We start from the raw sequence: 11,833 nt of genomic DNA, 5'->3' as shown, positions 1-11,833 counted from the left end.
CGTGGGGGTCGGCGTCGGCGTGGGGGTCGGCGTCGGCGTGGGGGTCGGCGTCGGCGTGGGGGTCGGCGTCGGCGTGGGGGTCGGCGTCGGCGTGGGGGTCGGCGTCGGCGTGGGGGTCGGCGTTGCCTTTTTCCCGTTGTTGTTTTCAGCAACGATGATCGCGGTGGTGACGGCGGCGGCGATGCCGACGCCGGCACCGATCAGGACGGCGGGGCTGACGGTCGCCGCTTCCGTTGCGCCCGAGGCGGTGCCGGAACCGGGGGACAGGTCCAGCCGCTGAGCCGCAGCGACATTCTGCAGGGCCCGCACGACCGAGATCAGTTCGCCCCCCTGAACCGCATCGGCGACCGCCGCGATATAGGCCTCGAGGTCGGCCGCATCGGGCGCGATGCCCAGCGTCGAGAGATTGCCCCGGATCAGCGACTTCACCTGGCCGGGATCGGTCAGCATCTGGCGCGCCAGCGAGGTCACGGCCGAAGGCGCCGCAACCGTCTCGAGCTGCGCGGCGCCGGCATTGGCGAAGGCCTGGCCCGTCATCGCGGTGATGATCGATGTCACCAGCGCAACCCGCACGGGGAGAAGGGACGTCGAGTTCAGCAGGGCATTTCTGCATTTCCGACGCTGCATGGGGTTTACCTCCGGCCGGGATTGCGGCGCACAAAAAATGGAGCGACGCCTGATGCCGCCCCTTTGCCTATATATTGATCACTGTTCCCGCCCTTGAATCCATCGCCGCATCACATTTCGGACATAGTTTTGCTGCCGATTTAGGCATTGTCTGCCCAAATTGGGTAAGCGGCCCAGGGCCAGACAGATGATTCAAATAGAAGATTCCCGGCAAGCGGGATCTCCGGCGCTTCGCCGGCCACCCATCGGGGCGGGGACTCAAGGCCGGTGTGCCGAAATCCTGGATCGAGGAGAAGTGGTGAGCCGGGCGGGAATCGAACCCGCGACCACATGATTAAAAGTCACGTGCTCTACCGACTGAGCTACCGGCTCACACTGCAAAGGCCTGCGTGAGTCGGTGGCTCACGCGGGGGGGCACCATAGAGGGGGGCTGGCCGAAAGGTCAATAGTCAGCGCCGCCGCCCTCGAAGGCTTCGACGAAGGCGTCGAGGCGGCCGCGGCGGATCGCCGTGCGCAGGCCCGCCGTCAAGTCCTGATAATGGCGCAGATTATGCGCGGTCATGAGCATGGCGCCCAGGATTTCCTCGGCCTTCACCAGATGGTGAAGATAGGCGCGGCTATAGGCGCGGCAGGCCGGGCAATGGCAGCGCTCGTCCAGCGGGCGCTTGTCCTCGGCGAATTTGGCGTTGCGGATATTGAGCGCGCCGCTGCGCGTGAAGGCCTGGCCGTTCCGGCCGGAACGGGTCGGGATCACGCAGTCGAACATGTCGATGCCGCGCGCCACGGCGCCGACGATATCGGCGGGCTTGCCCACGCCCATCAGGTAGCGCGGCTTGTCCCCGGGCAGATGGGGCGTGGTCGCGGCGATGGTCGCGAACATCTCCGCCTGCGGCTCGCCCACCGCAAGGCCGCCCAGGGCATAGCCCGGAAAGCCGATCTCGACCAGCCCTTCGGCCGAGGCCCGGCGCAGGTCCGCATCGGTGCCGCCCTGCACGATGCCGAAGATCGCCCGGCCCGGGGGCGGCTCGCTGGCGTAGAAGGCCGTCTTCGAGCGCCGGGCCCAGCGGAGCGAAAGCTCCATGGCCCGGGCCGCCTCGTCCCGCGTTGCCGGCAGGGCGACGCATTCGTCGAGCTGCATGGCAATATCGCTGTCGAGCAGGCGCTGGATCTCGATCGAACGCTCGGGCGACATGGCGTGCTTGCTGCCGTCGATATGGGACTGGAAGGTGACCCCCTCCTCCGTGATCTTGCGCAGCGACGACAGCGACATGACCTGGAAGCCGCCGCTGTCGGTCAGGATCGGGTGCGGCCAGTTCATGAAGGCATGCAGGCCGCCCAGCCGCGCCACCCGTTCCGCCCCCGGCCGCAGCATCAGGTGATAGGTATTGCCGAGAATGATGTCGGCCCCCGCCGCGCGCACGGTTTCGGGCATGCAGGCCTTCACCGTTGCCGCCGTGCCCACCGGCATGAAGGCGGGGGTACGGATCACGCCGCGGGCAGTGCGCACATGGCCGGCCCGGGCCATGCCGTCCCGCGCCTCCACCGTGAAGCCGAAATCAAGGGCGGTCATGCCGGAACCTCCAGGCGGTCGATCAGGCTGGCATCGCCATAGGAATAGAAGCGGTAGCCCGCCTCGACCGCATGGGCATAGGCGGCCTTCATGCGCTCCGTGCCGGCCAGCGCCGAAACCAGCATGAACAGCGTCGATTTCGGCAGGTGGAAATTGGTCATCAGGACATCGACCGCCCGGAAGCGATAGCCGGGGGTGATGAAGATATCGGTCCAGCCCGCATAGGGCGACAGGGTGCCGTCCGGCGCCGCCGCACTTTCGATCAGGCGCAGCGCAGTGGTGCCGACCGCGATCACCCGCCGCCCCTCGCGCCGGGCGCGGCCGATCGCCTCGGCCGCCGCCGCCGTCACTTCGCCCCATTCGGCATGCATGCGGTGGTCGCGGGTATCCTCCACCTTCACCGGCAGGAACGTGCCGGCGCCGACATGAAGGGTGACCATGGTCCGCTCCACCCCCATGGCCTCCAGCCGGGCGAGGAGATCGGGCGTCAGGTGCAGGCTCGCGGTCGGCGCCGCCACCGCGCCCTCCCGTGCCGCGAAGACCGGCTGGTAATCCGCCCGGTCCTGCGCGTCGGGCGTCCGTTTCCGGGCGATATAGGGCGGCAGGGGCATGGTCCCGACCGCATCCAGCGCGGCCATCAGATCGGCGCCCGCCCGGTCGAATTCGAGGGTGATGGTGCCTTCCGGATCCTTGGCCCGCACCGTCGCCGCCAGCCGGTCGCCGAAGCGGACCACGGCGCCGGGGCGGAAGCGCTTGCCCGGCCGGGCCAGGCAATCCCAGGTGCGGCCGTCGACGGCGCGGATCAGGTTCAGTTCGACCCGCCCCGCGCCGATCAGGCCCTCGAGCCGGGCCGGAATCACCTTGGTGTCGTTGAGGACGAGAAGATCGCCCCGGCGCAGCAGGGCCGGCAGGTCGCCGACCGTGAAATCGGCAAGGCCGTCGGCGGTGACGCGCAGCAGCCGGGCCGCCTCGCGCGGCACCGCGGGGCGAACCGCGATCCGGTCGGCAGGCAGAGCGAAATCGAAATCGGCGACCTTCATGTCCCGTCACCCGATGGCCAAAAACAGGATGGCCCAAAAACACGATGGCCGGGAAATCCCGGCCATCGCAGCACGCCTTGAGGGCGGGATTACTTCACGTCGGCCTGGACCTTCAGCGAAATGATCTTGTCCTGCGGCGCCGGCACCGAGCCGGACTGGCCGAGGCCGCGCTTGATCTTGTCGACGAATTCCATGCCCGAGATGACGCGGCCGAGCACGGTATACTGGCCGTCGAGGAAACGAGCCGGCTGGAAGCAGATGAAGAACTGGCTGTCCGCCGAATCCGGGCTCTGGGCCCGGGCCATGCCGAGCGTGCCGCGCACGAACGGCTCGTTGGTGAATTCGGCCTTCAGCTTCTTGCCCGAGCCGCCCATGCCGGTGCCGGTCGGATCGCCGGTCTGGGCCATGAAGCCCTCGATCACGCGATGGAAGAGGATGCCGTCATAGAACCCCTGGCGGGTCAGTTCCTTGATCCGCGCGACATGGTTCGGCGCCAGGTCCGGGCGCAGCTCGATGACGACGGTGCCGTCCTTCAGTTCGAGCAGAAGGGTGTTTTCAGGATCGGCGGCAGCCGCAGCAGTGGTCATGGCAAACATCGCAAGTAGAATGGCAAACAGGCGCTTCATACCCCAACTCCTCCCGCAGGTCTTGGGTAAAGGCTCCGCATCACGCGGATTTGAGTTTTTCGAGCTTCAGGCGCAGGCGTTCGGCGACGACGGGCGGCACGAAAGCCGCGTAGGGCCCGCCCAGTTTCGCCACATCCTTGACCAGGCTGGACGCGATCGCCTGATGGGCGAGATCGGCCATCAGGAACACGGTCTCGACCTCGGGCGCCATGGTCGCGTTCATGCCCGTCATCTGGAACTCATAGTCGAAATCGGTGCCGGAGCGAAGCCCGCGGAGGAGCACGGTCGCCCGATGCTCGCGGGCGAAATGGACGACGAGGCCCTTGAAGGGCACCACCGCGATCTCCCCCACCCCCGGCTCGTCGGCAAGGCCGGCGACCAGTTCGCGCATCATTTCCAGCCGCTCCTCGAAATCGAACAGGGGCGCCTTGCTGGAATTGACGCCGATGCCCAGCACCAGCCGGTCGACCAGCTTGGCGCCGCGCCGGATGATGTCGAAATGGCCGAGGGTCGGCGGATCGAACGTGCCGGGATAGACCCCGATGCGGCTCATGCCCCGGTCCCCTCTTCGGCGCCGGCCTCGGTCTCGCCGTCGGCGTCGCTCTCGTCCATGGCATCTTCGAGGCGGGTGACCGAGACCACCCGCTCCCCCTCCGCGGTGCGGAACAGGGTGACGCCCTGGGTATTGCGGCCGGCGGTGCGGATGTCGTGCACCGGGCAGCGGATCACCTGGCCGCCGTCGGTCACCAGCATCACCTGGTCCCGGTCGGTGACCGGGAAGGCGGCGACCAGGTTGCCGTTCCGGGCGCTGGTGGTGATGGCGATGATGCCCTTGCCGCCGCGCCGGGTGAGCCGGTACTCGTAGGCCGAGGTGCGCTTGCCGTAGCCGTTCGCGGTCACGGTCAGCAGGTGCTGCTCCTTGGCCTGCAATTCGGCGAAGCGCTCGTCGGTCAGGGTCACCTCGGCGCCGTCCTCGCCCTCGTCCTCATCGGCGGGCGGGGCGATCTCCGCCCCCTCCTCGTCGCCGGCCTTGGCGGCCTTCAGATAGGCGCGGAGTTCGGCCGGCGTCGCCTCGACATGGCCGAGCAGGGCAAGGTCGACCACCCGGTCGCCCTCGTCCAGGCGGATGCCGCGGACACCGGTCGAATGGCGGCTGGCGAATTCGCGCACCTCGTCCACCGGGAAGCGGATCGCCCGGCCGCTTTCGATCGCGAGCAGGATATCCTCGCTCTCGGCGTCGCAGGGGCTGACGGCGATCAATTCGTCGTCCGCATCCTCGCCCTCGAACTTCATGGCGATCTTGCCGTTGGCGCGCACGTCGATGAAATCGGACAGCGCGTTGCGGCGGATATTGCCCTTCTTCGTCGCGAAGACGACATGCAGGCGGGCCCAGCTTTCCTCATCCTCCGGCATCGGCATCACCGTCGCGATGCGCTCGCCCTGATCGAGCGGCAGGAGGTTGATCAGGGCCTTGCCGCGCGATTGCGGCAGGCCTTCCGGCAGGCGCCAGACCTTCATCTGATAGGCGATGCCGCGGGACGAGAAGAACAGCACCGGCGTATGGGTATTGGCGACGAAGACGCGGGAGACGAAATCCTCGTCCCGCGTCGCCATGCCGGTCTTGCCCTTGCCGCCGCGGCGCTGGGCGCGATAGGCGGTCAGCGGCACGCGCTTGATATAGCCGCTGTGGGAGACGGTGACGACCATGTCCTCGCGGGCGATCAGGTCCTCGTCCTCCAGGTCGCCGGAATAGGCGACCACTTCGGTCCGGCGCGGGTTGGCGAACTCGGCCTTCACCGCCAGCAGTTCTTCGCGCATCACGCCGTAGAGGATCTCGCGGCTGCGCAGCACGGAAAGCAGGTATTTGATCTGCTCGCCAAGCTGCTTCAACTCTTCCTCGATCTCGTCGCGGCCGAGCGCGGTCAGGCGCTGAAGGCGGAGGTCGAGGATCGCCCTCGCCTGCACTTCGGTCAGGCGATAGGTGCCGTCGACGGCGCCGGCCTGGCCCGTCTCCTCGACCAGCCTCAGCAGCGCGTCGACCTCGGCCACCGGCCAGTCGCGGCTCATCAGGGCTTCGCGGGCGCTGGCCGGATCGGGCGAGGTGCGGATGACCCGGATCACCTCGTCGATATTAGCGACGGCGACCGCAAGGCCGGCCAGGATATGGGCGCGGTCGCGGGCCTTGTTCAGTTCGAAGCGGGTGCGCCGGGTGATGACCTCTTCGCGGAATTCGACGAAGGCGCCGATCAGCTGCTTCAGGGTCATCGTCTGCGGCCGGCCGTGGTCGATGGCCAGCATCTGGATGCCGAAGCTCTGCTGCAGGGGCGTGTGCTTGAACAATTGGTTCAGCACCACGTCCGCGATCGCGTCGCGCTTCAGCTCGACGACGACGCGGACGCCGTCGCGGTCGGATTCGTCGCGCAGTTCGGCGATACCCTCGATCCGCTTCGAGCGCATCTCCTCGCCGATCTTCTCCAGCAGGGTCGACTTGTTGACCTGATAGGGGATCTCGGTCGCGACGATCGCCCAGCGGTCCTTGCGGATTTCCTCGACATGGGTGCGGGCGCGCATCAGCACCGAGCCGCGCCCGGTGAGATAGGCCTGGCGCGCCCCGCCGCCGCCGATGATCAGGCCGCCGGTCGGGAAATCGGGCGCCTGCACGATGTCGATCAGGGTCTCGATCGGCAGGTGCGGGTTGTCCATATAGGCAAGGCAGGCGTCGATCACATCGCCGAGATTATGCGGCGGGATATTCGTCGCCATGCCGACGGCGATGCCGCCGGCGCCATTGACCAGGAGATTGGGAAAGCGCGCCGGCAGGACCACCGGCTCGCGGGCGCTGTCGTCGTAGTTCGGCTGGAAATCGACCGTGTCCTTGTCGATGTCTTCCAGCAGGGCATGGGCCGGCTTGCCCAAGCGGATTTCGGTGTAACGCATGGCGGCGGGCATGTCGCCGTCCATCGAACCGTAATTGCCCTGGCCGTCGAGCAGCGGCAGGCGCATGGAGAAGGGCTGCACCAGCCGCACCATGGCCATATAGATCGCGCTGTCGCCATGGGGGTGATATTTACCCATGACGTCGCCGACGATGCGCGCCGACTTGCGATAGGGCTTGTTCCAGACATAGCCGCTTTCGTTCATCGCATGCAGGATGCGGCGATGCACCGGCTTCAGACCGTCGCGGGCGTCAGGCAGCGCCCGCGCCACGATCACGCTCATCGCGTAATCGAGGTAGGAGCGGCGCATCTCGTCTTCGATCGAGATCGGCGCGATATCCTGGCGGGGCGGCACGCCCCCGCCGGTCGGGGTGCCCGCGTCCTGCGGCTCCGGCTGGTCTGCGGTATTGGGTTCGCTCAAGAGAAATGCTTGCTGTTTGCGCCGGTGGTCGGCGTCTGGGAAGGCCGGGAGCGGGCCTCATCCGTGGCCGGACTGTAGCAAGTCCGACACATCCCTGGCCAGCCCTATCTGGCGCCCCATAAGCCATTGGAAAATATAGATATTCTATCCGTTTTCGGCATGCCGCGGCGCATTCGCCCGGGCCGGGTGGAGAATCGGGGCGCGACAGCGGGAAAGTTTGGGGGTTAGACTTCCCCTTTGTGCCGGGGCGTCCATGATCGAAACCTTCCTGATCGCCTTCACCACCTTCTTCGCCACCATCGGTCCAGCCGATGTCGCCGTGCTGTTCGCGGCGCTGACCAACAACAATACGCCGGCCGAACGGCGCCGGATCGCCCTGAAGGGGACCCTGTTCGCCGGCGGCATCATGCTGGTGTTCGGCCTGGCCGGCGACCCCCTGCTCCGCCTGTTCGGGATCTCGCTGCCGGCGCTTCGGGTCGCGGGCGGCATCCTCCTCCTGCTCATCTCGCTCGACATGGTCTTCGTCCGGGAATCCGGCAGCACGACGACGACCGACGAGGAAGAGGCGGAGGCCCTGAACCGGCCGGATATTTCCGTGGTGCCCCTGGCGACGCCCCTTCTCGCCGGGCCGGGCGCCATCGGCTCGATCATCCTGCTGACCTCGGCCAACAGCGGCGATCCGCTGAAGGAAACCATGGTCTTCCTCGGCCTCGCCGGGGTGCTGCTGGTCGGCTACCTGCTGATGCTGGTGGCGACCGGGGTGCAGCGGGTGCTGGGCGTCACCGGCGTCCATGTCATCAGCCGCATTTTCGGCGTGCTGCTGGCGGCGCTGGCCGTGCAATTCGTCTTCGACGGGCTGAAGACCAGCGGCCTGTTCGGTTAGGCCGCCCGGGCGCCCACGTCCAGCGCGAAGCGGACCGCCGCCTCGGCGTGGATGGCGGTGGTGTCGTAGCCCGGCAGCGCCAGCCCGTCCGGGTCCAGCAGCAGCGAGATTTCGGTGCAGCCCAGGATCACGGCATCGGCGCCCTGCGCCCGGGCCGCCTCGATGACCGCGAAGAAGCGCTGCCGCGACCGGGGCTCGATCACGCCCTGGCACAATTCCCGGAAGATCACGTCATGGACCAGGGCGCGGTCGTCGGCGGCCGGCACCTGGACCGCGATGCCGTGGCGGGCCATGCGCTCGGCATAGAAACCGTGTTCCATCGTATAGCGCGTGGCCAGCAGCAGGGGCGCCCGGCGCCCGTCCGCCTTGAGGGCGGCCGCCGTCGCATCGATGATGTCGATCAGGGGGATGCCGGCCATGCGCGCCACCGGTTCGGCCACCAGATGCATCGTATTGGTGCAGATCAGCACGCAATCCGCCCCGGCCCGGGCCAGCCCGGCGCCGGCGGCGCCCAGCAATTTGCCCGCCTCGTCCCAGCGGTCGGCCTGTTGGAGGGCCGCGACGCGGGAAAAATCCAGGGAATGCAGGATCAGGTCGGCGGAGGCCAGCCCGCCGCGCCGCGCCCGCACCGCCTGATTGATCAGCCGGTAATAGGTCGCCGTCGATTCCCAGCTCATGCCGCCGATCAGGCCGATGGTCTTCATGTCGCGCTCCGCCGTTTCACCGGGACATTTATCGCGCGGATCACCGGCAATCGGCGCGCTTTCGACAGGATTTCCGGCCATTACAACGCATGCCCGAAGCGTATAGTGGAAGAAACGCGCATTTCCATTGCATCCATCGGAATCCCGCCATGCTCGACGACCGCGACCGCCGTATCCTGACCCTGTTGCAGACCGATGCCGAGACCCCGGTGACCGAGATCGCGGCGGCGGTCGCCCTTTCCCCTTCCGCCTGCTCGCGCCGGATCGCGCGCTTGCGGGACGACGGCTACCTGCTCGGCACCAGTGCCCGGCTGGACCGCCGCAAGCTGAACCTGCCGACCACGATCTTCCTCCTGGTCCGCACCGGGCGCCACGCGGAAGAGTGGCTGGACCAGTTCCACGCCGCCGTCACCGCCATTCCGGAAATCGTCGAGGTTCATCGCCTGACCGGCAATTTCGACTATGTGCTGAAGCTGGTGCTGCCCAATGTCGAATATTACGACACGGTCTATAAGCAGTTGCTGCGCCGGATCGAGCTTTACGACATGTCGGCCCATATCTCGATGGAGACGGTGAAACTCTCCGCCGCCCTGCCGACCCATCACCTGTGACGGCGCTTGACGTCGACCGGTTATACTAACATATTTGTCAATATGACATGGAGGCGGTCATGGCCAGCCTGACGACGATCACCCCGCGCAACATCATGTTCAAGGTCGACGGCCCGCGCGGCCTGTGGTGCGGCGGCGACCCGGCCCGCACCGCCTTCTTCGACGGCATGTCGCTGATGTTCCCCGAGGGCGAGCGCTTCTTCATGGACGCGGTGCGCGACAATGCGGGCGCCGTCAGCGATCCCCAGCTTCAGGCGGAGATCAAGGGCTTCACCACCCAGGAGGCGATCCACAGCCGGGAGCATCTGCGCTACAACCGCATGGTGACCGAACGCGCCGGGCCCGCCGTCACCCGGCTGGAAGACGGGGTGAAAAAGCGGATCGCCTTCGTCAACCGCATCTTCGGGCCGAAGCGGCGCCTGGCCATGACCGTGGCGCTCGAACATTTCACCGCCATCCTGGCCTCTTCCCTGCTGAAGCGGACCGACCTCCTTGCCGATGCCGACCCGGAGATGGCCCGCCTCTGGCGCTGGCACGCGATCGAAGAGAGCGAGCACAAGGCCGTCGCCTTCGATGTCTATCGCACGGTCGCGCCGGGCATCCTCGGCTATCTGCTGCGGGCACAGGTCATGCTGACGGTGACCTTGACCTTCAGCTTCTTCCTCTTCGTTCATGTCGCGACCATCCTGAAGGCGGACGGGCACAGCAACCTGCGCAACTGGCTGCGCCTGCTCGGCCTGTTCTGGGGGCCGAAGGGCGTGATCACGCGCACGGCCCTGCCCTGGCTCGACTTCTTCCGCCCGGGCTTCCACCCCTGGGACCACGACAACCGCGAGGACCTGGACAGCCACCGCGCCCGGCTGACGCCGGCAGCCTGAGCCGGTATCGCCGGCAGCCGCAGGGTCGTATCCCGGCTGGCCCGGTGCCGGGGCGCGTGGCATGGTTTCATTTCGATCGCGCGCATCTTCAGCCGCCCGCGAAGAAAAGAAGGCCAGCCGTGTTCCGTGTCACCCGCCTCGCCGTCCCTGTCCTGGCCCTGATCATGGCGGCCGATCCCGCCGTTGCCCAGGATCCGCCGCTCTGCGCGGCCTCGTCCGACACGGCGCGCACGGCCGCCGAGGTCATCGCCGCCGTCGCCGAGCATCAATGCCCGCCCGGCAGCCGCCTGCGCGCGGCCATGACCGTTGCGGGGCAGGCCGTCGTTCTTCAGCGCAGCGGCATCTGCGCGCCGGAGAGCGTCCGCACCATGACCATTCGGCCGACCCCCGATACCCGTGCCCTCGATACCCGTGCCCTCGGCTTCACCTGCATCCTCGCGACGCGGTGAAGGGCATATCGGCGGCGATCGGGCCCCGGCCGTTCAGCCCCCGCCCGCGGGGAGGCGGCCCTTACTGGCGAACCAGTTCGACCCTTCGGTTCCGGCCGCGGCCTTCCTCGGTGTCGTTGGGCGCGACCGGCGAGGTGGAGCCGAGCCCGGCCGAGGTCAGGCGCGCCGCCTCGATGCCATAGGTGCCGACCAGGGCCGCGACCACCGAGGCCGCCCGGTCGGCCGACAGTTTCATGTTGTGGGCGAAATCGCCCGTGCTGTCGGTATGGCCGGTGACCAGCAGCTTCAGGGCGGGATCGCTCTTGAGAAGGGCCGCGACCTGATCCAGCTGGTCCTTCGATTCCGGCTTCACCACCGCGCTGTCGACATCGAAATAGACGCCGTAAAGGGCGATCTTGCCGTCCGCCACCAGGGCCTTGGACAGGGCGGCGGCATCGACGGTGACGAGGCCCCGGTCCATCGGCTTGGTCTCGACCACGGTGATCAGGATGCCGGCGACATCGCGGAACTTCAGGTCGCCGGCGGCGATGCCGAGATAGACGTCGCCTTCCGGGCGGCGCAGGCGGGCGAGCGTATAGCGCGGCTTGTCGAGGTCGGGGATGCCCTGGCCCGCCTCCATGCTGCCGCCGGGCACCGGGTTCACATTGTTGTAGGCATAGCCGAAATTCTTGCCGCAGCCGTCGTCGGTGTCGCCCTTGCAGGAATAGAGGGTCTCGAAGCCGGCCTTGGCCAGGGCCTCCTGGTAGTTGGCATAGACTTCGAGGCCGCTGCGCCCCTTCGGCCCGTGGTAGAACAGCTTGTCCACCCTGCCTTCGAGATCCTGGGTCTTCGAAAAGACGCGCTTGAAGTCCGGCGTCTCGATGGTCGGGCCGGCGGGCAGGCTCACCTCGTCGAAGGCGCGCTGCTCCTGGCCGACCAGGAAGGACCCGGGATAGCGCGACAGCAAGGGGATATCCTTGCACTTGCCGCAATCCGTGGTCTCCGCCAGCGCCGCACCACCGGCCGTCGCCACGACCCCAAGCGCCAGCACCCCTGCAAACCTGATCAAGCGAGACATTCTACCCCCCGAACGATGAACCGCACCCCGC

12 protein-coding genes and 1 tRNA gene are annotated in these 11,833 nt (G+C 67.5%); 4 read left to right on the top strand and 9 right to left on the bottom strand.

The genetic code is table 11. The annotated features are described in order from the left end of the window. The 7 genes from DKG75_RS23270 to gyrA all read right to left on the bottom strand — a co-directional run. On the bottom strand, window positions 1-627 hold a 627-nt coding region (locus tag DKG75_RS23270; protein WP_211315712.1), incomplete at its 3' end, for a hypothetical protein. 296 nt (window positions 628-923) lie between these two features. Beyond that, window positions 924-999, bottom strand: a tRNA-Lys gene (locus tag DKG75_RS16790). A gap of 70 nt (window positions 1,000-1,069) precedes the next feature. Then, window positions 1,070-2,197, bottom strand: a complete 1,128-nt coding sequence (tgt, locus tag DKG75_RS16785; protein ID WP_109922303.1) for a tRNA guanosine(34) transglycosylase Tgt — start codon at window positions 2,195-2,197, stop codon at window positions 1,070-1,072. Continuing rightward, a complete protein-coding gene (gene queA, locus DKG75_RS16780) occupies window positions 2,194-3,237 on the bottom strand; it encodes a tRNA preQ1(34) S-adenosylmethionine ribosyltransferase-isomerase QueA (protein WP_109922302.1) in 1,044 nt (347 codons plus the stop codon). The genes tgt and queA overlap by 4 nt, the downstream gene beginning before the upstream one ends. Window positions 3,238-3,326: 89 nt before the next feature. After that, the gene (locus DKG75_RS16775) at window positions 3,327-3,824 is read right to left on the bottom strand and encodes a peptidylprolyl isomerase (protein ID WP_243746536.1); all 498 of its coding nucleotides are present in this window, start codon (window positions 3,822-3,824) and stop codon (window positions 3,327-3,329) included. 79 nt (window positions 3,825-3,903) lie between these two features. Beyond that, window positions 3,904-4,416, bottom strand: a complete 513-nt coding sequence (coaD, locus tag DKG75_RS16770) for a pantetheine-phosphate adenylyltransferase (protein ID WP_109922300.1) — start codon at window positions 4,414-4,416, stop codon at window positions 3,904-3,906. After that, the gene (gyrA, locus tag DKG75_RS16765) at window positions 4,413-7,154 is read right to left on the bottom strand and encodes a DNA gyrase subunit A (RefSeq protein WP_279573938.1); all 2,742 of its coding nucleotides are present in this window, start codon (window positions 7,152-7,154) and stop codon (window positions 4,413-4,415) included. Before gyrA ends, coaD begins: the two co-directional genes overlap by 4 nt. A 319-nt stretch (window positions 7,155-7,473) precedes the next feature. Here gyrA and DKG75_RS16760 point away from each other — a divergent pair, with 319 nt between their 5' ends. Next, on the top strand, window positions 7,474-8,103 hold the full coding sequence (locus DKG75_RS16760) for a MarC family protein (RefSeq protein WP_109922299.1): 630 nt from the start codon (window positions 7,474-7,476) through the stop codon (window positions 8,101-8,103). Here the strand turns inward: DKG75_RS16760 and DKG75_RS16755 are convergent. Continuing rightward, on the bottom strand, window positions 8,100-8,807 hold the full coding sequence (locus DKG75_RS16755) for an aspartate/glutamate racemase family protein (RefSeq protein ID WP_109922298.1): 708 nt from the start codon (window positions 8,805-8,807) through the stop codon (window positions 8,100-8,102). The genes DKG75_RS16760 and DKG75_RS16755 overlap by 4 nt on opposite strands. A gap of 149 nt (window positions 8,808-8,956) precedes the next feature. Here DKG75_RS16755 and DKG75_RS16750 point away from each other — a divergent pair, with 149 nt between their 5' ends. The 3 genes from DKG75_RS16750 to DKG75_RS16740 all read left to right on the top strand — a co-directional run bounded on the left by DKG75_RS16750 (window position 8,957) and on the right by DKG75_RS16740 (window position 10,745). After that, on the top strand, window positions 8,957-9,418 hold the full coding sequence (locus DKG75_RS16750) for an Lrp/AsnC family transcriptional regulator (RefSeq protein ID WP_109922297.1): 462 nt from the start codon (window positions 8,957-8,959) through the stop codon (window positions 9,416-9,418). 59 nt (window positions 9,419-9,477) lie between these two features. Then, on the top strand, window positions 9,478-10,296 hold the full coding sequence (locus tag DKG75_RS16745; protein ID WP_166646487.1) for a metal-dependent hydrolase: 819 nt from the start codon (window positions 9,478-9,480) through the stop codon (window positions 10,294-10,296). 119 nt (window positions 10,297-10,415) lie between these two features. Continuing rightward, window positions 10,416-10,745 (top strand): hypothetical protein, encoded by a 330-nt coding sequence (locus DKG75_RS16740; protein ID WP_109922295.1) that lies wholly within the window; start codon window positions 10,416-10,418, stop codon window positions 10,743-10,745. A gap of 61 nt (window positions 10,746-10,806) precedes the next feature. Here the strand turns inward: DKG75_RS16740 and DKG75_RS16735 are convergent, their stop codons facing one another. After that, a complete protein-coding gene (locus DKG75_RS16735) occupies window positions 10,807-11,802 on the bottom strand; it encodes an OmpA family protein (RefSeq protein WP_133636965.1) in 996 nt (331 codons plus the stop codon). Between the last annotated feature and the right edge of the window lie 31 nt (window positions 11,803-11,833).

Source organism: Zavarzinia compransoris, from assembly GCF_003173055.1.
Lineage (GTDB): Bacteria > Pseudomonadota > Alphaproteobacteria > Zavarziniales > Zavarziniaceae > Zavarzinia > Zavarzinia compransoris.
The sequence above is the reverse complement of the archived record's forward strand: the minus strand, read 5'-3'. Positions and strand labels throughout refer to the sequence as shown.